26 protein-coding genes are annotated in these 21457 nt (G+C 41.4%); 15 read left to right on the top strand and 11 right to left on the bottom strand.

Annotation, left to right across the window (positions count from 1 at the left end; all coding sequences use genetic code 11):
* Positions 1–3 precede the first annotated feature (3 nt).
* The 10 genes from kdsC to mgtE all read left to right on the top strand — a co-directional run bounded on the left by kdsC (position 4) and on the right by mgtE (position 7416).
* On the top strand, positions 4–555 hold the full coding sequence (gene kdsC / locus EXT43_RS01050; protein ID WP_062566530.1) for a 3-deoxy-manno-octulosonate-8-phosphatase KdsC: 552 nt from the start codon (positions 4–6) through the stop codon (positions 553–555).
* Positions 552–1106 carry an LPS export ABC transporter periplasmic protein LptC gene (gene lptC / locus EXT43_RS01045; RefSeq protein ID WP_062566531.1) on the top strand — a complete coding sequence of 185 codons (555 nt, stop codon included), beginning with the start codon at positions 552–554 and terminating at the stop codon, positions 1104–1106. The genes kdsC and lptC overlap by 4 nt, the downstream gene beginning before the upstream one ends.
* A complete protein-coding gene (lptA, locus tag EXT43_RS01040; RefSeq protein WP_062566532.1) occupies positions 1096–1617 on the top strand; it encodes a lipopolysaccharide transport periplasmic protein LptA in 522 nt (173 codons plus the stop codon). The genes lptC and lptA overlap by 11 nt, the downstream gene beginning before the upstream one ends.
* Positions 1614–2339: an LPS export ABC transporter ATP-binding protein gene (gene lptB / locus EXT43_RS01035; RefSeq protein ID WP_062566533.1), complete on the top strand. Its 726-nt coding sequence runs from the start codon at positions 1614–1616 to the stop codon at positions 2337–2339. Before lptA ends, lptB begins: the two co-directional genes overlap by 4 nt.
* Before the next feature lie 107 nt (positions 2340–2446).
* Positions 2447–3943: an RNA polymerase factor sigma-54 gene (locus tag EXT43_RS01030; RefSeq protein ID WP_054561104.1), complete on the top strand. Its 1497-nt coding sequence runs from the start codon at positions 2447–2449 to the stop codon at positions 3941–3943.
* A 27-nt stretch (positions 3944–3970) separates the two neighbouring features.
* A complete protein-coding gene (gene hpf, locus EXT43_RS01025; RefSeq protein WP_036971325.1) occupies positions 3971–4258 on the top strand; it encodes a ribosome hibernation promoting factor in 288 nt (95 codons plus the stop codon).
* 3 nt (positions 4259–4261) lie between these two features.
* Positions 4262–4714: a PTS IIA-like nitrogen regulatory protein PtsN gene (gene ptsN, locus EXT43_RS01020; RefSeq protein ID WP_054561106.1), complete on the top strand. Its 453-nt coding sequence runs from the start codon at positions 4262–4264 to the stop codon at positions 4712–4714.
* Positions 4715–5560, top strand: coding sequence for an RNase adapter RapZ (gene rapZ / locus EXT43_RS01015; RefSeq protein WP_130166188.1), 846 nt, complete (start codon positions 4715–4717; stop codon positions 5558–5560).
* Positions 5561–5573: 13 nt separating this feature from the next.
* Entirely contained in the window at positions 5574–5846 is a 273-nt protein-coding gene (locus EXT43_RS01010; RefSeq protein WP_054561108.1) for an HPr family phosphocarrier protein, read from the top strand.
* Between the two features lie 211 nt (positions 5847–6057).
* Positions 6058–7416 (top strand): magnesium transporter, encoded by a 1359-nt coding sequence (gene mgtE / locus EXT43_RS01005; protein ID WP_054561109.1) that lies wholly within the window; start codon positions 6058–6060, stop codon positions 7414–7416.
* A gap of 77 nt (positions 7417–7493) precedes the next feature.
* Here mgtE and EXT43_RS01000 read toward each other — a convergent pair whose 3' ends face one another.
* Together EXT43_RS01000 and EXT43_RS00995 are read right to left on the bottom strand one after the other, a co-directional pair.
* Positions 7494–9671: a YgiQ family radical SAM protein gene (locus tag EXT43_RS01000; protein ID WP_054561110.1), complete on the bottom strand. Its 2178-nt coding sequence runs from the start codon at positions 9669–9671 to the stop codon at positions 7494–7496.
* A 121-nt stretch (positions 9672–9792) separates the two neighbouring features.
* Complete coding sequence (locus EXT43_RS00995; RefSeq protein ID WP_130166187.1) at positions 9793–11988, bottom strand: EAL domain-containing protein; 2196 nt, start codon at positions 11986–11988, stop codon at positions 9793–9795.
* A 259-nt stretch (positions 11989–12247) separates the two neighbouring features.
* Between EXT43_RS00995 and EXT43_RS00990 the strand changes: the two genes are divergently transcribed.
* Entirely contained in the window at positions 12248–12754 is a 507-nt protein-coding gene (locus EXT43_RS00990) for an SRPBCC family protein (protein ID WP_240701457.1), read from the top strand.
* The gene (locus EXT43_RS00985; protein ID WP_130166185.1) at positions 12723–13610 is read left to right on the top strand and encodes a TIGR03899 family protein; all 888 of its coding nucleotides are present in this window, start codon (positions 12723–12725) and stop codon (positions 13608–13610) included. The genes EXT43_RS00990 and EXT43_RS00985 overlap by 32 nt, the downstream gene beginning before the upstream one ends.
* Positions 13611–13643: 33 nt before the next feature.
* Here the strand turns inward: EXT43_RS00985 and EXT43_RS00980 are convergent, their stop codons facing one another.
* The 9 genes from EXT43_RS00980 to EXT43_RS00940 all read right to left on the bottom strand — a co-directional run bounded on the left by EXT43_RS00980 (position 13644) and on the right by EXT43_RS00940 (position 19874).
* Positions 13644–14411: a TIGR04219 family outer membrane beta-barrel protein gene (locus tag EXT43_RS00980; protein ID WP_062566535.1), complete on the bottom strand. Its 768-nt coding sequence runs from the start codon at positions 14409–14411 to the stop codon at positions 13644–13646.
* A 4-nt stretch (positions 14412–14415) separates the two neighbouring features.
* Positions 14416–15402 (bottom strand): DUF2333 family protein, encoded by a 987-nt coding sequence (locus EXT43_RS00975; protein ID WP_062566536.1) that lies wholly within the window; start codon positions 15400–15402, stop codon positions 14416–14418.
* 8 nt (positions 15403–15410) lie between these two features.
* Positions 15411–15917 carry a copper chaperone PCu(A)C gene (locus EXT43_RS00970; protein ID WP_130166184.1) on the bottom strand — a complete coding sequence of 169 codons (507 nt, stop codon included), beginning with the start codon at positions 15915–15917 and terminating at the stop codon, positions 15411–15413.
* A gap of 80 nt (positions 15918–15997) precedes the next feature.
* Entirely contained in the window at positions 15998–16324 is a 327-nt protein-coding gene (locus EXT43_RS00965; protein WP_054554146.1) for a hypothetical protein, read from the bottom strand.
* A gap of 9 nt (positions 16325–16333) precedes the next feature.
* Complete coding sequence (locus tag EXT43_RS00960; RefSeq protein ID WP_054554145.1) at positions 16334–16540, bottom strand: PspC domain-containing protein; 207 nt, start codon at positions 16538–16540, stop codon at positions 16334–16336.
* Between the two features lie 10 nt (positions 16541–16550).
* On the bottom strand, positions 16551–17225 hold the full coding sequence (locus EXT43_RS00955) for a PspA/IM30 family protein (protein WP_130166183.1): 675 nt from the start codon (positions 17223–17225) through the stop codon (positions 16551–16553).
* Positions 17226–17461: 236 nt separating this feature from the next.
* Complete coding sequence (dusA, locus tag EXT43_RS00950) at positions 17462–18439, bottom strand: tRNA dihydrouridine(20/20a) synthase DusA (RefSeq protein WP_130166182.1); 978 nt, start codon at positions 18437–18439, stop codon at positions 17462–17464.
* 236 nt (positions 18440–18675) lie between these two features.
* Positions 18676–19098: a hypothetical protein gene (locus EXT43_RS00945; protein ID WP_130166181.1), complete on the bottom strand. Its 423-nt coding sequence runs from the start codon at positions 19096–19098 to the stop codon at positions 18676–18678.
* A 155-nt stretch (positions 19099–19253) separates the two neighbouring features.
* Positions 19254–19874 carry a MarC family protein gene (locus EXT43_RS00940; protein WP_062566539.1) on the bottom strand — a complete coding sequence of 207 codons (621 nt, stop codon included), beginning with the start codon at positions 19872–19874 and terminating at the stop codon, positions 19254–19256.
* Positions 19875–19968: 94 nt separating this feature from the next.
* On the opposite strand from EXT43_RS00940, the gene EXT43_RS00935 reads away from it, so the two are divergent.
* The 3 genes from EXT43_RS00935 to EXT43_RS00925 all read left to right on the top strand — a co-directional run bounded on the left by EXT43_RS00935 (position 19969) and on the right by EXT43_RS00925 (position 21366).
* Positions 19969–20403, top strand: a complete 435-nt coding sequence (locus EXT43_RS00935; RefSeq protein WP_054554141.1) for a transcriptional repressor — start codon at positions 19969–19971, stop codon at positions 20401–20403.
* A gap of 73 nt (positions 20404–20476) precedes the next feature.
* Complete coding sequence (locus tag EXT43_RS00930; protein WP_054554140.1) at positions 20477–20944, top strand: chemotaxis protein CheX; 468 nt, start codon at positions 20477–20479, stop codon at positions 20942–20944.
* The gene (locus EXT43_RS00925) at positions 20941–21366 is read left to right on the top strand and encodes a secondary thiamine-phosphate synthase enzyme YjbQ (protein WP_130166180.1); all 426 of its coding nucleotides are present in this window, start codon (positions 20941–20943) and stop codon (positions 21364–21366) included. The genes EXT43_RS00930 and EXT43_RS00925 overlap by 4 nt, the downstream gene beginning before the upstream one ends.
* The last annotated feature ends 91 nt before the right edge of the window (positions 21367–21457 follow it).

The following is a 21457-nucleotide window of genomic DNA, read 5'->3' as shown; positions in this document are numbered from 1 at the left end:
GCAATGACATTCGCCGAGCTATACCAGCCTCTTAGCCCTGATGTGAGTCAGCGCGCACAAAAAGTAAAATTGCTAATCTGTGATATAGATGGCGTTTTTTCTGATGGCCGAATTTATATAGGTAATGATGGCGAAGAGCTTAAAGCATTTAATACTAAAGATGGCTTTGGTATTAAAGCGCTCATTAATAGTGGCTTTGAAGTGGCAGTGATTACTGGCCGCCATTCACAAATAGTTCAGCAGCGAATGACTAGCCTAACAGTTCAGCACATTTATCAGGGACAAGAAGATAAGCTGATTGCTTATCAAGAGTTAAAAGATAAACTGGGGCTGACCGATGAACAAATTGCCTATATTGGTGATGATGGTCCAGACTTACCAGTAATGGAAAAAGTAGGGTTTGCTGTTGCTGTAAACGACGCACACCCACTGATTAAAAAGCTGGCTCATTACACCACATTATTACCAGGTGGCTTTGGAGCTGTGCGTGAATTAACTGATTTACTCATGTTAGAAAACGGTAAGCCGTTAACTAGCGATGGAACCAGCGCATGAATATAGCCCGTATTTTACTGAGTATTGTTTTTGTTTGTTGCATGGTGTGGTTATGGTACCCGTACTTTAACCAATCAACAGACACAATAACTAGTGAAGACGAGATCATCGCAACACCTGATTACACCGCAGTGGCGTTAAAGCAAACAGCGTATGACGAGCAAGGCAAAATTAGTCATAAAGTGGCTGCTGCTAAAATGGAGTTGTATCAACAATTAGGGTTTACCTTTTTTGAGCAACCTATTTTTACTATTTATGGCGACCAGCAGGTTTGGCAAGTAAAAGCCAAAGAAGCCACATTGTACGAAAACGATCAGCTGATTTTTGAAGGGGATGTAGTTGCTAAAAACTTAACCCATAACGGCATGATCGAAGATATAAAAGCAGAAAACATTAATGTCGACATTGATAAAATGACCATGTTTTCTAAGCAACCTGTGACACTAACAGGACCGAATTTAAAGATTACCGGTAAAGGCTTAAAAGCCGATTTAAAAACCGAAATTGTTGAGTTAACTAACCATACACGAACCATATACTATGACCAATAAACTGAAGAAATTACTCCTGATCCCAAGCTTATTGATTGCCTTTTCGGGCGCAGCTGCCGAGCAAACTGGCGCTCAAATTAGCATTAGCTCAGATCGCCAAGTAGGTAAACTAAAAGATGGCGTTGGCATATTTGAAGGTAACGTAGAGATCGTGCATGGTAATCGTCGTATTACCGCTGAACGCCTTGAAGCACACGGCGGTGACACCGAAGGTACAGTAGAGTTGATTATTGCCACAGGTAAGCCTGCTTACTTCGAAGAAAAGCAAGCTGATGGCACCGTAATGAGCGCTAGCGCAGAAGAAGTACGTTATGATGTTGCAAAACGCTTCTTAACCTTAAATGGTGAAGCTGAAGTTACTCAAGCAGGTCAAAAAGTAACAGCAAAAAGCATTACCTATGATATGGCACAGCAGCTGATCAGTGCTGAAAAAGACGAAAATTCAACAGATCGTGTACACACTATTTTAGTGCCTGTTGAAAATAAAAAAGATAATAAAGGCCAACCATGAGCACATTAAAAGCAGAGCTTTTAGCTAAAAGCTACAAAGGCCGCCAAGTGGTTAAAAATGTCGGTCTTGAAGTTGAAGCTGGCAGTATTGTTGGCTTGCTTGGTCCAAATGGCGCAGGTAAAACAACGACCTTCTATATGATTGTAGGCCTAGTACCTAGCGACAAAGGTAAAATCAGTATTGATGATAACGATATCACCCTTTTACCAATGCATAGCCGTGCGCGTTTAGGTATTGGCTATCTGCCACAAGAATCGTCAATTTTTCGAAAGTTGACGGTTTACCAAAACTTGATGGCCATTTTAGAAACTCGTAAAGATCTAAATAAAACCACCCGCGAAGAAACACTCAATAGCTTACTTGATGAGTTTAGTATTCAACACATTCGTGACAGCCAAGGTATGGCGCTGTCAGGTGGTGAGCGACGCCGTGTAGAAATTGCTCGCGCATTAGCCGCTAATCCTAAATTTATCCTTTTAGATGAGCCTTTTGCTGGTGTTGATCCAATTTCAGTGTTAGATATAAAGAAAATTATTGAGCACCTAAAAAATCGTGGTATCGGTGTACTAATTACTGACCATAATGTTCGAGAAACCCTTGATGTTTGTGAAAAAGCCTACATTGTTTCTCATGGGGAGCTAATTGCATCAGGCACACCTGAGCACGTATTAGCAGACCAAACTGTACGCGATGTATATCTAGGCGAGCAATTCAGGCTGTAACCATTACGCCAGCGACTAGAGCATCTGCTAGACTTATAACAATGACAATAAATCGATAACTGTGTTTATACAGGTATCGATAACTTAAAAAGGATTGTTAGGGATACATGAGGCAATCATTACAGCTGCGCATGGGCCAGCAACTTACAATGACTCCACAACTGCAACAAGCTATTCGTTTGTTGCAGCTCAGTACATTGGATCTCCAGCAAGAAATTCAAGAAGCGCTTGATAGTAATCCTCTACTTGAAGTGGAAGAAGCGGATTACAACGAAGAAAGCACCGGCAAGAATGAGCAAAAAGCTGAATCTGACGATGTACAAGTCAGCGCGTCTGCCGAAGAAGCACCTAGCGAGTACGAGCAAGAAAGTAGTGATGCTCTCAATAAAGACACCGTAAGCGATGACTTAGCAATGGATGTTACCTGGGATGAGTACATGAGTGCCGCCCCTTCAACATCGTCAGGGCCAATGCCTGAAGATGAATCTATCTATCAGGGAGCATCAACCGAAACCCTTCACGAATACCTGATGTGGCAATTGCAACTCACGCCATTTAGCCCTACTGATGAAGCGATTGCTGTGGCAATTGTAGAAGCTATCGATGACTCAGGTATTTTAACGGTAAGCTGTGAAGATATCGTCGAAAGCTTTAATCAAAATAACGATGAAGAAGAAATCGAACTTGATGAAGTCGAAGCGGTCTTAAAAAGAATTCAGTTATTTGATCCTGTGGGTATTGGCGCGCGCAGTTTACAAGAATGCCTGTGCATTCAGCTACGCCAATTCGATGCCGATACGCCATATTTAGCTGAAACTAAAATGGTTTTATCTGAGCATATCGAATTATTAGCGAGTCGCGACTATCGAACTTTGATGAAAAAGACTAAGCTTAAAGAAAATGAGCTTAAAGAAGTGATGACGCTTATTCACAGCTTAAATCCTAAGCCTGCGGATAGCATAGTACGCGAAGAATCTGAGTACGTTATACCTGATGTATCAGTGAAAAAAGTGAAAGGCCGCTGGGTAGTCGAGTTAAACCCAGATTGTATGCCAAAGATTAGAGTGAACAGCCAATATGCGGCGATGTCTCGCTCTGTTAAATCAAGTAGCGACAGCCAATTTATTCGCTCTCACTTACAAGAAGCAAAGTGGTTTATTAAGAGCTTAGAAAGCCGTAACGATACGCTATTAAAAGTGACCAACTGTATCGTTCAACAACAACAAGCTTTCTTTGAGCATGGCCCTGAGGCAATGAAGCCGATGGTGCTAAATGATGTTGCTGAAATGGTCGAAATGCATGAATCGACGATTTCACGGGTAACAACGCAAAAATATATGCATACCCCACGGGGTATTTTTGAGTTGAAATATTTCTTCTCAAGCCATGTCAGCACCGAAAATGGTGGTGAGTGTTCTTCTACAGCAATACGCGCTTTAATCAAGAAGTTAGTCGCTGCAGAAAACTCAGCTAAACCATTGAGTGATAGCAAAATTGCAGATATATTGGCTGAGCAAGGAATTAAAGTAGCTAGACGTACAATTGCAAAATATCGTGAGTCTCTAGCAATACCTCCGTCTAATCAGCGTAAGAGTCTGATTTAGACGTTTTACATAGAAGGAAAAATGCTTATGCAACTAAATTTAACTGGTCGTCATGTAGAAATCACAGATTCATTAAGAGACTATGTAAACACCAAGTTTGCAAAACTAGAAAGGCATTTTGACCATATTAATAATGTTCATGTCATTCTAGATGTAGAAAAATTAAGCCAAAAAGCAGAAGCAACTTTACATGTAAACGGAGGCGAATTATTCGCTTCAACAGAACATCAAGATATGTACGCAGCCATTGACTCACTGATCGATAAACTTGATCGCCAAGTCATTAAACACAAAGAGAAATTAGCTCGACATTAAATTATGAAACTAAGTTCACTTACTAACCAGGACTGCAGCAAAGCTGCGGTCCTTTTTAATAGCAAAAAAAGAATTCTTGAATATATCAGCGAACTGGCCCACCAGCAGCTTCCTCATTTATCGCAACAAGATATCCTAGATGCTTTACTCAACCGAGAAAAACTAGGCAGCACCGGCATTGGCCGAGGTATTGCTATTCCACATGGCCGAATGAGCGGCGCAGATGAGCCTCATGCATTTGTGATAGTGAGTGAATCCCCTATTAATTTTGATGCAATTGATAATCGTCCAGTTGATATTTTTGTGGCACTCATCGTACCAGATGGTGACTGTCAGCTTCACCTAAAGACCTTATCAACAATTGCTGATAGACTTAAAGATAAAGAGTTTTGTAAACAGCTGCGTAGTGCTACTACCGATCAGCAACTGTTTCAGGTCATATCAGCAGAGGCATAAATGGAATTAATAATTATCAGCGGTCGCTCAGGCTCAGGTAAATCGGTCGCTTTACGAGTACTTGAAGACTTAGGCTATTATTGCGTTGATAATATTCCGGTTAATTTACTGCCTTCGCTCGTACGTAGTGTGTCTGATAACTACGATAAAATAGCGGTCAGTATCGACGTACGTAACTTACCGAAAGAGCAGCAAGAATTTAATGATATTCTTGAGTACCTGCCAGGTTTCGCAAACCCAACACTATTCTATTTAGACAGTGATGACCAAACTCTGATCAAGCGCTTTTCAGAAACACGCCGCTTGCATCCACTATCTATTGATTCTTTGCCGCTTGATCTGGCCATTAAACAAGAAAAAATCCTGCTTGATGTGTTGATCACTCGCGCTGACTTTATGATTGATACCACGGATCTGAGTGTTCATCAGTTAGCAGAATCAATTCGCGAAAAGATTTTAGGTAAAAAAGATAAAAAGCTAATTATTACCTTTATGTCGTTTGGCTTTAAGCATGGTATTCCAAAAGAAGCGGACTACGTTTTTGACGCACGCTTTTTACCTAACCCACACTGGGAACCTGATTTAAAGCCACTAACAGGCCTTGACCAACCAGTCAAAGATTACCTAGCTAGCCACAACATAGTGCAAAAATTTACGTGGCAAATACAAACCTTTGTGCAAACTTGGTTACCGCACTTAGAGCGCAATAACCGCAGTTACCTGACTATTGCTATTGGCTGTACCGGTGGCCAACATCGCTCTGTTTACTTAGCGCAAACAATTGGTGAGAGCTTTGCCAAAAGCCATGCTAATGTAAAAATTCGCCACCGCGAACAAGACATTTAATTAGGCACCAACAATGCACGCTGAAGATACCTTTTTAATTCAAAACAAACTTGGCTTACATGCTCGTGCTGCTACTGTTTTAGCGCAATTAGCATTGCAATTTGATGCCAAAATTACGCTTTATCAAGATGATAAAGAAGCTGAAGGCGACAGCGTGTTAGCATTAATGCTACTTGAAAGTAGTCAGGGTAAAGAAGTTCGCGTTGTATGCGAAGGTCCTGACGCTGATGCAGCATTAACGGCAATCGGCGAATTAATTGCACAACGCTTCCACGAGCAAGAATAGCATTTGCTAAGACTTCAAGGTTTACGGTAAACTTAATTCGGATATTTAAAATTCCCTTTAAATATCCTACTTTTATATCGCTCGCTTTTCTAAATTACAAAACTCTTAATAAATTTATCGCAGTGCGACGATATCTCTGCAAATACACTACAAAGCAACTATGCTGTATTTGCTTAGCCTATTTAAACTTTTTTCAGTTGTAAGGACGCCAATGCCAGAAGCCTTTGAACAAGATTACCCACTACAACAACTCAAACAAGTGACCAAGTCACTCAATAGTGGTCAATTTGTTCAAGTGCGCGGTATGTTAGCCAAAACGGCACCTTGTGATACAGCCCTTTTACTTGAATCTTCTCCCCATAAAATTCGTCGTATGCTTTGGCAGCTGGTTGATCCAGATGTCCGTGGTGATGTTCTAGAAGAACTCTCTGAAGATGTACGTCTTGGCATTATTGCCCAGATGGAGCCTGAGCACATTGCTGCTGCCACTGAAGATATGGACGACGATGACTTAGGTGAGGTTTTACGTAGTCTTCCTGATACCGTATATCAAGACGTTGTCAGCGCCATGGACTCGCAAGATAGAGAGAGAGCTACTCAAGCACTTTCTTATCAAGAGCGCTCAGCCGGTGCCTTGATGAACAGCGATACGGTTACCATTCGCCCTGACGTTACCCTCGATGTTGTACTGCGCTATTTACGCTTACGAGGTGAGCTACCAGAAGGTACCGATGACTTATATGTAGTTGATAAGCATAACTGCTTCTTAGGTGCGCTTTCATTAACAACATTGCTGACCAGCCCATCAGATAAAATTGTTCGTGATTTAATGGATGAAGACTGTGAGTCAATCCTAATCTCTATGGATGAAAGTGATGTGGCGCAACTGTTCGAGCGTCACAATTGGATTTCAGCCCCTGTCGTGGATGATAACGCTCACTTGCTTGGTCGTATTACCATCGATGATATCGTTGACGTAATCCGTGAAGATGCAGAGCACAGCATGCTAAGCCTCGCAGGTCTTGACGACGAAGAAGATACCTTTGCGCCAGTACTGAAAAGTTCGCAGCGTCGCTCTATTTGGCTTGGGGTTAACTTATTAACCGCATTGTTAGCAGCAATTGTGGCAAGCTTTTTCGAAAACACCTTAGCAATTTTACCCATTTTAGCGGTACTCAATGGTATCGTACCTTCAATGGGAGGTGTTGCGGGTAGCCAGACCTTAACCCTGGTTATTCGTGGTATAGCGGTTGGTCATATCAACCAAACCAACCAACGCTTCTTATTACTTAAGGAGTTAGCGATTGGCGCACTGAATGGCATTATTTGGTCGATATTAATTGCTGGTGTGGTTGCCCTATGGCAGTGGGACTTTAAGCTCGGCGCAGTACTGGCCTTTGCAATGTTTATGAATCTTGTTGCCGCTGGTATTGCGGGTGCGAGCATTCCATTAATTCTTAAGAAAATGAAAATAGACCCAGCCCTAGCCGGCAGTGTGGTGCTGACAACCGTCACTGATATTGTTGGTATCTTTGCCTTTTTAGGCACCGCAACTTGGTTATTGATCTAATACCAATTCGCAATAATACTTAGTTAAGCGAATTGGTATAAATAAAAACGGCCCTTTAAGGGCCGTATTTATCTCTTTTACTTTGCGCGCTGCTTATTTTTACCTACTCGAGGTTTGGTATTGGCCTTTTTAAACTGGCTAAAACCGGTGTGACGAGTCAGTGCCGCACGGCCTTTACCGCCCTTTCCTCTAGCAGCTTTCTCGTTACGACCTTCTTCAGGTACCAAACAGTTCGGTCCTTTACCTATTAAATTCGCTTTGCCCATTTTTCTTAGTGCTTCACGGATCATCGGCCAACCAGCCGGATCGTGGTATCGCAAAATCGCTTTGTGCAAGCGACGTTGGCGTGCGCCTTTTGGAACAGGCACTTGCTCAGTATTGTTCTTAATATTGCGCAGCGAGTTCATCTCAGTGTGATAAATTGTGGTTGCATTGGCCATCGGTGATGGATAAAAGTTTTGTACTTGATCAAGCTTAAAGTCATTAGACTTTAACCACAACGCCATGTTCACCATGTCTTCGTCTTTCGTTCCTGGGTGAGCAGAAATAAAATACGGGATCAAATACTGCTTTTTACCCGCTTCTTTTGAGTATTTATCAAATAACTCTTTAAACTTATCGTAAGCACCCATGCCCGGCTTCATCATCTTAGACAATGGACCATCTTCAGTATGCTCAGGGGCAATTTTTAAGTACCCGCCTACGTGATGGGTAACCAACTCTTTTACATAGCGCGGATCTTCAACGGCTAAGTCATAACGAACGCCAGACGCAATCAAGATTTTCTTGACACCTTTTACATCACGGGCTTTTTTATAAAGCTCAATGGTTGGGGTGTGATCCGTGTCCATATGCTTACAGATATCAGGATAAACACATGATAAACGACGACACGTGCTCTCTGCCTTTTTGCTCTTACAGCGTAACTTATACATATTCGCTGTCGGTCCGCCTAAGTCAGAGATAACACCTGTAAATCCTGGCACTCTGTCACGAATTTGCTCAATTTCATCAATAATTGACTGCTCAGAACGACTTTGAATAATACGTCCTTCGTGCTCTGTAATCGAACAGAAAGAACAACCACCAAAGCAACCACGCATGATGTTCACCGAGGTTTTAATCATTTCATAGGCTGGGATTTTTTCATCGCCGTAGCTTGGGTGCGGAATACGCTGATAAGGCAAACCAAATACGCCATCCATTTCTTCAGTTTCAAGAGGAAATGCAGGCGGGTTAACCCAAATAGAACGATCGCCATGACGTTGAAATAACGCACGTGCACAACCTGGGTTTGTTTCTTGGTGCAAAATACGCGAGGCATGGGCATAAAGCGGTTTATTCACGCTTACTTGCTCATATGCTGGTAGCTTAACGTAGGTCTTTTCCCAAGGCTTAGGACGAGCTGGCTGGATAGTGATTGGCTTAGCCGCCTCGGCACTTAAATCAATACCTGCTTTTTTAAATTCAGATTTACTACAACCCACATCATCTGCGCCATACGGGTTTGGAATTGGATCAATCTTACCGATTTTATCAATTGCAGTTGAGTCACTACCACGCCAACCCGGTAATGGTTCTTTACGAATAACCGCAGTACCACGAATATCTTGAATTGTCTCAACCGACTCACCCGCAGCAATACGGTGGGCAACTTCAACAAGTGGGCGCTCAGCATTACCGTAAATTAGAATGTCAGCTTTGGCATCAAACAATACGCTACGGCGTACTTTTTCTTGCCAATAATCATAATGAGCAATACGGCGTAAACTCGCCTCAATACCACCAATGATCAGCGGCACATCTTTATAAGCTTCGCGACAGCGTTGGCTGTATACAACTACCGCACGGTCAGGACGTTTACCGCCTATGTTACCCGGCGTATAAGCATCATCATGACGCATACGCTTTTCAGCAGTATAACGGTTGATCATCGAGTCCATATTACCCGCTGTAACACCAAAGAATAAGTTAGGCTTACCTAACGCCATAAAGGCATCTTTTGAGTTCCAATCAGGTTGTGCAATTATACCCACACGAAAACCCTGTGACTCAAGCATACGCCCTATCACAGCCATACCGAAACTTGGGTGATCTACATACGCATCACCACTTACAATGATCACGTCACAGCTATCCCAGCCTAACGCGTCCATTTCTGCACGAGTGGTTGGTAAAAATGGCGCCGTGCCATAGCATTCAGCCCAATACTTAGGGTAAGAAAACAGGCCTCGCTCGGCTTTTAATGCGCTCATAAAGTGTACTCTGCTAACAAAAGGGGCGAATTATACCTCAGTCTTATAGATTATTATAGAAAACAAAACGCCCTTCACATGGAAGGGCGCTGTTTAATTTTTATGTAATTACTGGAACTGGTTACTGCTTAGCTTGCAAGTAGGTAATTAACTCTTTTTCAGGCATAGGCTTAGCGTACATAAAGCCTTGCACTTCATCACAGCCAAGCTGGGCTAAATAATCCGCTTGCGCTTGTGTCTCAACCCCTTCTGCTATGGTTTTTAAGCCTAACCTTGCACCAAGAGAAATAATTAACGCAGCAATCGCCTGACAATCTTGACCTGGTAAGTCTTTAATAAAGTCGCGATCAATTTTGAGTCTGTCTAGCGGCAGTTTTTGCAAGTAACTTAACGATGAAAACCCTGTACCGAAGTCGTCGATCGCAATCTCGATACCAAACTCTTTAAGTTCTTTTAGTGTGGTGATCACATTAGCTAGCTCATCCATAACCACGCTTTCAGTCACTTCGAGTTCAATAAACTGCGGTTTTACATCATATTTAATAAGCGTGTCTTTAACCTGCTGCGCATAGCCTTTAACTTTAAATTGCGGCACTGAAACATTTACAGCAATGCTAATTGCAAAGCCCATTGCTTCGAGGCGCTTTTGCTGCATACATGCTTGCTCTAGCACCCATTGCCCTATTTCAACAATTAAACCGGCATCTTCAGCCATTGGAACGAAAATCGCTGGCGAAATATACTGACCATTACCTGACGGCCAACGCAGTAGCGCTTCACAGCCAATGATTTCAAGGGTGTTTAAATCAAGTTGTGGCTGAAACCAAACCTCTAATTTACGCTGCTCAAAATCTTGACGAAGCTGTCTGATGATCCCTAAACGCCAAGCCATTTTCTCTTCCATGTCTGGGGTATACGTCACCACCATTTCAGAAGATTGTTTTTTAGCCTGGTTAAGTGCAATGTAGCCCAGCTTTAAGGTCTCGATCCCTGCTTGCAGGAAGTCACCTTGATAACATAAACCAATTTTAAAGTTGATTGGTAAAATGTGTTCACCTGCACTGAACGGCAAACTTAAGTGCTCGCGTAGTAGCTCAACGTCACATTCAGCAACTGGTAACAGTAAGCCAAATACATCTGCACCGATGCGCGAGAGCAGCTCAGCATTTGGGTATTCTTGATGCAGTCTATCAACAATGGCATTTAGTAATAAATTACCAATCTCTTGGCCTAAGCCATTGTTAATATCTGAGAATTGCGCAACATCAATTAATAAAAAGACATAATCACTTTTACCCGGCTGGTAGTAACGCTCCACTTTATTCATGAAATCGTTACGATTCGATAAGCCAGTTAAAACATCTTTATAAGCTGCATCACGTAAACGGTTGAACAACCTAACATTATCAAGACCAACACTGACATTAGTTAAAAATATCTCTGCAAATTGTAGTTGCGAAGGACTTGGCGTGTGCTCGGTTTCTAAGTAAATAGCTGCTTGGCGGTTTTTGCTTTTTAATAAGTACGTACTGTCTACATCGGTGTGCTGATGCTCACCTTGGGCTAGGCAGTTGTTAACTTGCATGATAATACGGCCATCATCAAGCTGCTCAATACCCTGGCCAATAAACTCATTATATTCAGCACAACCACCTAAAACATAAACCTGGTTATCATCTTCGATAGAACCACACAATAAACCTTGCGGTTCGCAATCTAAAATAATTGAGAGCTGCTTAATCACTGCCATCGAAAAAGCTTTGATATCAGTAAAGCCAAGAATAGCCTTAGATGCATACAAAATATTATTTAACGCGCGGCTTTGAAATTCGAGCTGACATACTTGCTCATAAGAGCGAATAGCCGTTACAAGAGCGGTGATAAGCTTACTACGTGTTAGTTCTGTTTTTGTTTTGTAGTCGTTGATATCGTATTCGCGGATCACTTTTTCTTCAGGTGCATAGCCTGGTTGTCCGGTACGTAAAATAATGCGCACATTGTGATTATTGAGGCACTCTCTAACCTGCTTTACAACTTGCAAGCCAGCATCATCTGACTCCATAACCACATCAAGGAGAATTACCGAAATCGAATGGTCATTTTTAAGTAATTCGAGCGCTTCTGCACCTGAGTAGGCATGGTGGAATCGCAGCCCTTTATCCCAAAACTCAACGCCTGAAAGAGCAAGCTTAGTAACTGAATGTATTTCTGGATCATCATCGACAATTAATACGTCCCAAAAATCAGAGACAGTTTCATCCGCTAACTGTTCGTCATCTTGGTCACTAAACAAAAAGTCGTTACTCTCTGATGCCATTAATAATTCCTTAGAGTGATCCCCGTAATACTGTAACTATGGTGCCACTCCATTTTACAGCGACGCTCAAAATTCTATCACTTATTTAACTATGATACATTAGTGATAGCTTATATAGTATCAAACAGATTATAGTCTATGTTACGTATAATGTTATGAAAGTTATAAAACAATTGCCTGAGGTGAGATTATTAAAATACTCATTTTTACCCTAAAAGCGATTTTTATCAGCATTCTGATCTCACTTGTGATTGGGCTCATGCTTTCACCGCAATATACCGTTCACAAATCAATTAAAGTGAATGCGAGCAGTGCTGAGGTTGCGAGCCTTGTTGGCGACTTTAATCAGTGGCCCAAATGGCAACCATGGCAGGCTGTCGACCCGAGTATCGAATTTACCATTGCAGAACCTAGCCAAGGAGTAGGTGCGCATCAATTTTGGCAAAGTCGCTTTGGCGAAGGTGAAATGACCATCACCCAACTCGACAACAGCCAGCTTTCATTTAATATCTTATTTAATAAAGAACACATTGCCCAAGGCACAATTCGCTATTTACCTGAAGGCGATAACGTTAACATTGAGTGTTCATTAAAAGGTGAGGTCAACACCCCTATTATTGGTGGCTACCTTGCTTTACTAAGCCAGTATATTCTCAATAACACAGTAAAACTGGCGCTCAATAACATCAAAACTCATGCGCAGTTAGCAACAACAGGCAAGGACAGTGTGACCGATGACAGTGAAAGCAGCTCAGGCGAGAGTTAATCTTGCTAATATCATAGAAAGCCAGCTTGGCTACCCTATTCATAAGGCATCATCGGCTAGGATCAACCATGCTGGTGATGACAGCTATTCACCACAAGGTCAACAGCAGTTAGCTTATCAAATTAAAGCGCAAGCAAGCCTTTTAGAGCGCGCCCAAACTCGCCAAGAAATTCAATTCATTAAGCGCCAAGAAAATATCGAAACCATTATGGCGATGGCTATGGCGTTTTGCCCCGATGTCACGGGCCAACAACAACCAGATTTTGATTGGATAGAGCGCTTTATTAGTTTATGTGAAGACACAGCTAATTCTTCAATGCAAAAGCTATGGGCAAAAATACTCGCAGGTGAGACCGTGTCACCGGGCACCTTTTCGATTAAAAGCTTACAAACACTTAAACATATGACTCAGCGCGAAGCAGATGCCCTTCAGCGCTGTACATCACTGTGTGGCTTCAATGAAAAAGATAACAGCCACTTAATTTTACTTGGCTTTTACAAGAAGCCTTCGCTGTTTGATTTACTTAGAAAAGGTAACAAGGTGTCATTTAATTTAGGGAAAACCCCTGTTAGCTTTCCTGACATTCTTACCCTGATGGATATTAACTTGCTGTATCGAAAAGAAATCGAATCAGCTGTTTTAAAAGCTGGCCAAGAACTGGTGCTGAGCTTTATGAATCAACGCTTGGTTTTAAAAGCAAAAAGTAATGACTTAGTACTCAGTTATTATAAATTTACACAAACAGGTGACGAGTTAAGAAAGCTAATCGCATCGCCAATAAATAAGGCTTATAAGCAGATACTTTCAACATCATTAGAAGATGAATTTGAAGTTAGCTGGCAAGCTTTAAAATAAAACTGCCAGCTAAATATAAATCGAAAGACTCGATTAGAAGTGGATTTGAATACCCGCAAATGGGCCTGATGCATCTAAATCTGTGTAGATATCATCAATATCATCAAGCTCTAAAGTCATTGAGCGGTAACCCGCTTTAATGTCCATATCAATTGCTAAGTTATCAAGTAACGCGTATGCAACACCCGCTTGGTAGTCTTGAATTTTGCTATCGTCGATAGCCAGTAAGCTACCTTCAAAGAATACGCTTAAACCTGTTAACGGCAAGCCAACTTCAGCACGACCATACACTAAAGGTACGAAACCAGAAAAATCAACGCGCTCAGTTGTACTTGGGCCACCCTCTTGCGAAGTACCCGTTACCGTAATTTCACCGTCAAATTGTTTAGCGTTTACACCTAAATCAATTGAAACCAAATCATTATCAAAGATTTCGTAATATAGGATGTAGTCAACATGTGATAAATCACTTACTGTGCCTACTTGTGTGCCTACAACGTAATCAGAACCACCAAAACTAAATGTTTCATCAAGTGTTGTATCACCATTTAACTCAAGTTCAGTGTATTTTAGTTTAATGTTTGGTACTAACGGCACTGGGTGCTCAAGTGCTGCGTAGTAGCTCGTAAACGTTTCATCATCAAATTTAAAGCTTTGTAGATTTCCGTCTTGAGCAAAACTACCGCTGTTATCTGATTGCCAGCCATCAACACCTAGGTATAAACCTAATAATGTATCAGCTTGCGCTGTTGGAGCTAAACAGGCCATTGAAAGGGCAGCTGCTAAACAGTACTTTTTCATCATTTTATCCTTGCGCTAAAAGTTCGCTAAGTTCAATTAGAGCCGCATTGGCTCGAGAAATATAATTCGCCATGACCAGTGAGTGGTTAGCAACAAAACCAAAACCACTGCCATTTAAGATCATTGGGCTCCACACAGTTTCTTGCGTGGCCTCTAATTCACGAATAATTTGTTGCAGACTAACACGAGCATTTTTCTTTTCTAAGACATCAGCAAAATCATATTCAACCGCTTGTAAAAAGTGCAGTAATGCCCACGTTGCACCACGCGATTCATAAAATACATCATCAATTTGCCACCAAGATGTTTTTACTTGGCTTTGCAAAGGGGTGTATGTTGCTTGATGAGCCGCAGTATCGCCAGCTAAATCAGTGTTCAAACGATCTTGGCCAACACTTGCGCTTAGACGCTGACTTAAACTACCTAAGCGCTTTTCAGCTTCTTTTAACCAGCCACGTAAGTTATCGGCACGGGCATAAAACTGGCTATCTCGATCGTTCTGATCCGCAATTTGGGTACGGTATACAATAAGTAAATCAATACCCTTTTGATATTCAGTTTCTGCGCTAGGCCATGCCCATGCTACCGAGCTTATATTAAATTGCGGCTGTGCTTTTTTAAGAGCTTCGTGCTCAGTTGATTGAGACTGTGAACGACTGAAGTCTTTACGCATCGACAACACTAAATCTCGGGTCATCTCAAGCGCGCCATATTCCCACGCCGGCATGTTATCCATCATCACACTCGGTGGCATCATATCGTTAGATAAATAGCCGCCAGGTTTATTTAATAATGTACTTGCCACATTGATCAATGTAGTTGTTGTTGTGTAGCCGGTGACAAACTTTTCACCGCGCATTTGCGCTTCCTGTTTTGCCTTGCTAACAACATCCATACGAGCTGGTTCACTACTCCAGTAAACAGCAATCGCGTAAAAAATAATTAGTATAATAAGTAATGCACTGGCTATTTTTCCTTTATGCTCAGACATAATACCTCCTAGTGATGTGAGTGCTCTTTACTTTTTTTTGATGCCTGCTCAGACATTTCTTGTAAAGACACAACCTTGGCTTGAGTAAAAACTCGATTGCCATCATTAAAATATAGCGTGAGTTTTCGTTCTTGCCCTGCTTTTAGTTGATCTTCAGGTTCAAACACCATTAAGTGATAACCACCCGGTTTAAACTCAACACTGCTGTGACCATCAATCTTTAATGATAAAACCTGTTCCATTTTCATCATGCCATCAACATGAGTATGCTGATGAATTTCAACACGTCCTAAACCATCAAGCTCAGCTTTAGTTAATACCGTTGCATGCTCACTTGGGTTAGTAATAGTTAAATAAGCCACGCTGGCTTTACTGGCTGGTAAAAATTCACGTACCTGCGCATTGCTTACGGTTACTTCGGCAACATCGCTATGATCATGGCCACTATGGGCAGATAAAAAAGTACTAAAGAATAAACTTGCGGTAAGAAAAGAGAGTGCGGGCCACAGTTTCATTATGTTTTAATCCTTGTTAAGACATTAACTTACCCGCTAAATTTAGCATATTTTATGTATTAAGGCAGTTTATTAGTACCTTAAGCTGGCGATTTTTTGTTATCGGCAATCAACCAGCATAATGCTGCGATTAGTAAAAGTGGCCATGCAATCATTACTGAGCCAAATAAAAACGCAAGCACAACACCAATCAAAGCAACAACACCTGCGCCTAGCAGCCCAATAGTGAATAGCGCAACACCTGCAACGACGGCAATGACTGCCACTATTGCACCGATGACCTCAAGCCCAGCCCAACTCATATCAGCAATTGATAAAGGTAATTGCCATGAGTCAAACGATACAAATGAAACCGCATCAGTGCATAGTAATAACATTGCCAAAATGATGATAGCTAACGTTTTCATGTCCTACTCCTAGTAACCTTTCACTGGTAAAGTGCAATGAGCCACTAAATAACCCACGCCTATTAACAGCGGCATTTGAATAAGTAATATGATCATGACCAGACGTGTTGACCATACAGGGAAGCCCAAGCGCGCAGCGAGTCCGCTACATACACCCGAGATCTTTTTATTACTCAGATCACGGTACCAACGTGTCGATGTGTGATAAGTATTCATTATTAACCTCCTAAGCCGACTGCTTCATCGTTGCTTTCAAGTCAGCAAGCTCTTTATCGATTGCTTCATCTTTCTCAAGGGCAGCGAATTGTGCTGCTGTTGAATTTGCAGCATCACTTTGTGTCAGTTCATACGCCTCAACTTGCGACTCAATGTTTTCAACGCGCTGCTCTAAGTAGTCAAAACGCGCTAATGCATCTTCAACTTTACTGCTATGGAGCTGCTCTTTTACTTTTAAGCGTGCTGTAACAACGCGTTCTTTTTGCATGTAAGTCAGCTGTTTGGCCTTTGCATCTGCAAGCTTGTTTTGTAAACGCTGACAATCTTCTGTCAATTTAGCGAGTGACTCTGCCACTTTATCCATTTCAGCTTGTTGCGCTTCGATTTCTGTCGTTAAACGCTGCTTTTCAACTAATGCTGCTTTGGCAAGATCATCACGATCTTTACTCAACGCTTTTTCTGCTTTCGCTTGCCAATCAGCAACTTTCGCTTCTTTTGCAGCAATTTCACGCTTCATTTGCTTTTCTTGCGTTAAGAATGTCGCAGCAGTTGCACGGCATTCAGTCAGTGCATCCTGCATTTCTTGCACGAGTAGATTAAGTAACTTTTCAGGATCTTCAGCTTTGTCTAATGCTGCAGAAAGGTTTGCCTGAATAATGTCATTAACGCGATTTAATACACCCATGTGACTCTCCTGTTGATTATTGGGTTAATACAGCTAGGAGATTCCAATTCTTGTGCCAACTAACGAATAAATTAAAATTATCATTTATATACAATAAGTTGAGTCAATTAAATTTAGATTTAGGCTGACTAGTGACTGAATGAAAAATAACTAATTTGACTAAAAAATTAACTTTTTCACTAAATTTTAGGATCAAAAAAAGCCACAAAATGTGGCTTTTTTAATAGGATATTAGATTAGGCTTCTGGGACAAAACTTAAGGCTTTATCCATAACAGATAAATCGGCCGCTTTACCATGGCCTTTTTCTGAAAGGTGGCGTCTAAAACCACGCGCACCAGGTTGGCCTTGAAAAATTCCCAACATATGGCGAGCAATATGCCAAAAGTTAGCGCCTTTACTCATTTCGTCTTCAATATAGTCGTACATCGAGCGTACAACCTGATGACGACTTAGCGTAAAGGCTTCATCACCATAAATGTTTTCGTCAACCTCAGACAAAATAAACGGATTACTATACGCCTCACGACCAATCATAATGCCATCAACATACTCAAGGTGAGCTACGCTATCAGCAATTGTTTTCACGCCACCATTTAAGCTTAAGTGAAGTTGCGGATAATCTTTTTTCAACTGGTAAACCCGCGGGTAATCAAGAGGTGGGATCTCACGATTCTCTTTTGGGCTTAAGCCATTTAACCACGCTTTACGCGCATGAATAATAAAGTCATCACAGCCAACATCATGACTTGCTTCAATTAAAGCACATAAAAACTCATACGAGTCTTGCTCATCAATACCAATGCGAGTTTTAACAGTAACAGGAATAGTCACCTCGGCCTTCATTGCAGCAACGCAGTCAGCAACCAGTTTAGGCTCAGCCATTAAACAAGCACCAAAACGACCATTTTGTACACGATCAGACGGACAGCCGACATTTAAATTTACTTCATGATAGCCGCGCTCCGCCGCTAACTTTGCACACTTAGCCAACGCTTCAGGATCTGAGCCACCAAGTTGCAGTGCCACTGGCCCTTCATGCTCATTAAAGTGTAAGTAATCGCCTTTACCAAATAAAATAGCGCCGGTTGTCACCATCTCTGTATATAGCACAGCATGATTAGTCATTTTGCGGTGAAAGGTTCGACAGTGACGATCAGTCCAATCTAACATGGGTGCCACGGAAAAACGGCGGTTTAATGTCGTTGTGCTCATAACATGGCCCCTTTAAAGATCAATGCATTTACTTGCAACTTAAATTACCTAATACGATTAACGCTTAATATAGCGATGACACATACCCTTTAGGTATGCACCGAAATGAAAAATTGCGACCATTATACCACCGAAGCTGGCTCGCGGCATGGCTTAATCAAAGATCTGATAATGAAAAGAGGCGAAGAAGTGTACTGCAATCTCACTTCTTTGATGAATAAGGTAAAATGCTAAGTCTACATTTTTACTTTACTTAGGAGATGTTCAAGGTTTTGGCCCGTAAGCTCCAAAATCGTAATTTCAAGCTCTTTGTAGTCCTCGTTTTTCAGGTTAACTAACTTAGCACCCACTGCAATTCGCGCTACTTTCTCAACGGGGTCCATTTCGACAATTTCAATTGATGCACGCGTATCATGATCTTTTGATTGCACATAATATTCACTAAAGAAGGTACCATCTGCACGTACATTTGGATTACTGTCAGACACAGACTGCAGGAGCGTGCCTTTCTTTAAATCACTTTTACGAAGTGAAAAGCTGTATTCCGCCACATTGGCATGACCAACAATTACGGTTACTGCGCTTTCACCATTAATTTTAAAATCATGATCTGTTACTTCAATGACTTTTAGCTTACCACTATCATAGGTCGGCTCCATGCAAGCACCTAAACTAAAAATCAGAAAAACAGATAAGACGACATTTTTGATTAGCATTCTTTGTTCCTTAAATTTTATATTGCCTTCTTTAAAGTTAGATAAAAGAAGGCAATTATTCAAAGTTTAAATCACTGAAAATGCACTTTAAATTAAAACTAGCCGACAACACTCAAACCGAAGTAGTGAGCGATACCCCCTAAGATATTGGTAACCGCCACTGACGATAAAATTAAGCCCATCACTCGACTGATAATGCTCGCGCCACTATCACCAATTAACTTATGAACATGCGTGGCAAGTAGTAATAAAACCAGTACGATTATTAACACAGAAAGCATAATTGATGAGGTTATAAGCTGCTCATACCAAGTGTATTCGGTATTTCGAGTCATCAGTACTGCACCAAGCATGGCACCAGGGCTGGCAATAGAAGGAATCGCCAAAGGGAAAATAGCGGTTTCTGTGCTATCTCGAACACTTTTGATTTCTGTTTCTGGTTTACTTTCACCGAAGATCATCGACAGAGCAAAAAGTAATAATACGATACCTCCGGCAATCTGAAATGCCGAAAGTGGAATATTGATCGCGTTTAAAAGTAACTCGCCCGCAACAACAAAAAATAATAGCACTAATGCCGAAACACCAACCGCTTTTAATGCAACTTTGCGCTTAAATTTGGCGTCATCCCAGCGTGTAACAGCAATAAAAACAGGCACGGTTCCGATAGGATCAATGACGGCAAAAAAGAAAATGAATGCAGCTAGCAATTCACTCATTAAGAAAACTCCCTGAAAACGTGTTAGCGAATAAAAACACTGCAACTACAATACAGTATGTTAGTATATCACGGTAGCGTAAGGATAAGAGAAGATGAATATAGAATCACTCGTCAGTAAAGCAAAACAAGTATGCGATAATCGTGGTGCACGTTTCACACCTATCCGTGAAAAAGTATTCCGCCTATTAGCTAGTGCGCAAGGTGGTGTGGGTGCTTATGACTTATTAGAACAACTCAAATTAACTGAGTCAGGCGCAAAACCGGCCACTATTTATCGAGCGCTCGATTTTTTATCGGAACTTGGCTTTATTCATAAAATTGAAAGCACCAACTCATTTATGTTGTGCCATCATTTTGATCACATTCACCCTGTACAGTTATTAATTTGTGACAGCTGTGGTTATGTAAAAGAATTGCATTCAACAGTAATTTCTCATGAACTTAATAACTTAGCGGCAGAAAGTGGATTTATTGTCTCAGGACAAACAATTGAAGCGCACGGTAAATGCGAAAAATGCAAAGAATAAGTGCGGTGTTTGAAACAACCACTACACTTAAAGTATGATTAACGGCATTTCGAAACCTAAGGGAAAATAAATAATGAATGTGGAGTTCATCAACCCTTTTTTATCATCATTATTAAATGTATTGAGCACTATGGCTCAAACAGAATTAAAGCCGGGTAAACCTAGTTTAAAGAAAGACGAACTAGCCCGTGGCGATGTATCAGGTTTGATTGGTATGGTTGGCCCACAAACTAAAGGTTCACTTTCAATCACCTTTGATGAAAATCTAGCACTGACCATTATGGAAAGAATGCTAGGTGAACGCCCTGATACGGTGAACGAAGAAGTAACCGACATGGTAGGTGAAATTACTAACATGGTAACAGGTGGCGCTAAAAACCTACTTGGCGAAAAAGGCTATGAGTTTGATATGGCAACGCCAGTTGTAGTGTCTGGTAAGGGACATACAATTGCACATAAATGTGAAGGCGCTAAAGTGTTAATTCCATTCACGTCTGCTGATGGTAACGCCAATATTGAAGTTAGCTTTGATAAACTATGAGCTGGCAGCAAAAAACCATTCAATTGAAGCCTCGCTCACGAGGCTTTCACATCATTGATGACGAAATACTTCGTCAACTCCCCGAGATAACACAGTACAAAGTCGGTTTGTTACACCTATTCATTCAACACACTTCTGCAAGCTTAACCATTAACGAAAATGCAGATCCGACTGTGCGAATGGATATGGAAAGTCACTTCAATCACTTTGTACCAGAACGACAAAGTTATTATCGTCATGATTATGAAGGTGATGACGATATGCCAGCCCATATAAAAAGCAGTACATTAGGTGCTGAACTCACCATACCAATTAATCAAGGCCGCTTAATGCTAGGCACATGGCAAGGTATTTATTTAGGTGAACACCGAGACCATGGTGGTGCTAGACGCATTGTCGCGACGATTCAAGGTCAGATCTAAAACTAGCGGTAAGCTGTAAGCTGTAAGCTGTAAGCTGTAAGCTGTAAGCTGTAAGCTGTAAGCTGTAAGCTGTAAGCTGTAAGCTGTAAGC

The organism is Pseudoalteromonas sp. CO109Y, assembly GCF_004208935.1.
Classification (GTDB): Bacteria; Pseudomonadota; Gammaproteobacteria; order Enterobacterales; family Alteromonadaceae; genus Pseudoalteromonas; species Pseudoalteromonas shioyasakiensis.
The sequence above is the reverse complement of the archived record's forward strand: the minus strand, read 5'-3'. Positions and strand labels throughout refer to the sequence as shown.

What these genes read in the sequence shown, in the direction of transcription:
- lptA (WP_062566532.1), top strand. Translation starts at nt 1,096, where the DNA reads ATGACCAATAAACTGAAGAAATTACTCCTGATCCCAAGCTTATTGATT.
- EXT43_RS00985 (WP_130166185.1), top strand. Translation starts at nt 12,723, where the DNA reads ATGACAGTGAAAGCAGCTCAGGCGAGAGTTAATCTTGCTAATATCATA.
- EXT43_RS00990 (WP_240701457.1), top strand. Translation starts at nt 12,248, where the DNA reads ATGCTTTCACCGCAATATACCGTTCACAAATCAATTAAAGTGAATGCG.
- dusA (WP_130166182.1), bottom strand. Translation starts at nt 18,439, where the DNA reads ATGAGCACAACGACATTAAACCGCCGTTTTTCCGTGGCACCCATGTTA.
- EXT43_RS00970 (WP_130166184.1), bottom strand. Translation starts at nt 15,917, where the DNA reads ATGAAACTGTGGCCCGCACTCTCTTTTCTTACCGCAAGTTTATTCTTT.
- EXT43_RS00960 (WP_054554145.1), bottom strand. Translation starts at nt 16,540, where the DNA reads ATGAATACTTATCACACATCGACACGTTGGTACCGTGATCTGAGTAAT.
- EXT43_RS00940 (WP_062566539.1), bottom strand. Translation starts at nt 19,874, where the DNA reads ATGAGTGAATTGCTAGCTGCATTCATTTTCTTTTTTGCCGTCATTGAT.
- EXT43_RS00930 (WP_054554140.1), top strand. Translation starts at nt 20,477, where the DNA reads ATGAATGTGGAGTTCATCAACCCTTTTTTATCATCATTATTAAATGTA.
- rapZ (WP_130166188.1), top strand. Translation starts at nt 4,715, where the DNA reads ATGGAATTAATAATTATCAGCGGTCGCTCAGGCTCAGGTAAATCGGTC.
- EXT43_RS01000 (WP_054561110.1), bottom strand. Translation starts at nt 9,671, where the DNA reads ATGAGCGCATTAAAAGCCGAGCGAGGCCTGTTTTCTTACCCTAAGTAT.
- kdsC (WP_062566530.1), top strand. Translation starts at nt 4, where the DNA reads ATGACATTCGCCGAGCTATACCAGCCTCTTAGCCCTGATGTGAGTCAG.
- EXT43_RS00935 (WP_054554141.1), top strand. Translation starts at nt 19,969, where the DNA reads ATGAATATAGAATCACTCGTCAGTAAAGCAAAACAAGTATGCGATAAT.
- mgtE (WP_054561109.1), top strand. Translation starts at nt 6,058, where the DNA reads ATGCCAGAAGCCTTTGAACAAGATTACCCACTACAACAACTCAAACAA.
- EXT43_RS00995 (WP_130166187.1), bottom strand. Translation starts at nt 11,988, where the DNA reads ATGGCATCAGAGAGTAACGACTTTTTGTTTAGTGACCAAGATGACGAA.
- EXT43_RS01030 (WP_054561104.1), top strand. Translation starts at nt 2,447, where the DNA reads ATGAGGCAATCATTACAGCTGCGCATGGGCCAGCAACTTACAATGACT.
- EXT43_RS00925 (WP_130166180.1), top strand. Translation starts at nt 20,941, where the DNA reads ATGAGCTGGCAGCAAAAAACCATTCAATTGAAGCCTCGCTCACGAGGC.
- hpf (WP_036971325.1), top strand. Translation starts at nt 3,971, where the DNA reads ATGCAACTAAATTTAACTGGTCGTCATGTAGAAATCACAGATTCATTA.
- EXT43_RS01010 (WP_054561108.1), top strand. Translation starts at nt 5,574, where the DNA reads ATGCACGCTGAAGATACCTTTTTAATTCAAAACAAACTTGGCTTACAT.
- lptB (WP_062566533.1), top strand. Translation starts at nt 1,614, where the DNA reads ATGAGCACATTAAAAGCAGAGCTTTTAGCTAAAAGCTACAAAGGCCGC.
- EXT43_RS00975 (WP_062566536.1), bottom strand. Translation starts at nt 15,402, where the DNA reads ATGTCTGAGCATAAAGGAAAAATAGCCAGTGCATTACTTATTATACTA.
- lptC (WP_062566531.1), top strand. Translation starts at nt 552, where the DNA reads ATGAATATAGCCCGTATTTTACTGAGTATTGTTTTTGTTTGTTGCATG.
- EXT43_RS00955 (WP_130166183.1), bottom strand. Translation starts at nt 17,225, where the DNA reads ATGGGTGTATTAAATCGCGTTAATGACATTATTCAGGCAAACCTTTCT.
- ptsN (WP_054561106.1), top strand. Translation starts at nt 4,262, where the DNA reads ATGAAACTAAGTTCACTTACTAACCAGGACTGCAGCAAAGCTGCGGTC.
- EXT43_RS00945 (WP_130166181.1), bottom strand. Translation starts at nt 19,098, where the DNA reads ATGGAGCCGACCTATGATAGTGGTAAGCTAAAAGTCATTGAAGTAACA.
- EXT43_RS00965 (WP_054554146.1), bottom strand. Translation starts at nt 16,324, where the DNA reads ATGAAAACGTTAGCTATCATCATTTTGGCAATGTTATTACTATGCACT.
- EXT43_RS00980 (WP_062566535.1), bottom strand. Translation starts at nt 14,411, where the DNA reads ATGAAAAAGTACTGTTTAGCAGCTGCCCTTTCAATGGCCTGTTTAGCT.